Source organism: Mesorhizobium sp. M4B.F.Ca.ET.089.01.1.1 (assembly GCF_004022605.1).
GTDB lineage: Bacteria > Pseudomonadota > Alphaproteobacteria > Rhizobiales > Rhizobiaceae > Mesorhizobium > Mesorhizobium abyssinicae.
In genome coordinates, this window is the sequence record NZ_RZOS01001416.1 from 1 (window position 1) to 452 (window position 452).

General features: G+C 60.0%; 1 pseudogene. It reads left to right on the forward strand.

Annotation, left to right across the window (positions count from 1 at the left end):
* Positions 1-411, forward strand: a pseudogene (locus EN780_RS39555) (hypothetical protein); the annotation flags it as partial.
* Between the last annotated feature and the right edge of the window lie 41 nt (positions 412-452).

Here is a 452-nt window from a genome sequence, read left to right on the forward strand (position 1 = left end):
GCCGCGGTGACGGCAACACTCTCGCGCCTTCGAGAATGCGATTACGAGGGACTTGCAAGGCGCGGCACTATCGTGCGCAGGGCGCTGGTCGCTGCCCTTGCCGATCGCGGGGCAACGATTACGACAACCGGGCTCGGAATGGTCTTTACGCCTTGGTATGCATCTAATCCGCCGAAAACCTACGAGGACGCGACATCGATCGCGAATCCAGGACTGTCAGTGGCACTTCATTTGGCCCTTCGCAGGGCGGGCATCATGACGATGCCGCAGGCCTTCGGTCGCTTCTATCTCAGCTTCTCCCACGACGAGGAAGTCTGCGACGAGATGGCGCAAGCTTTCAGGATTGCGGTAAGCTCCCTTCCGATTGAGGCTGACCGAATTCCACCTGAAACGGACGGCGAGCTCAGATAGGTGCCTACGTGCTTGGCGGCGATCGCAATGCCGGCATCTGA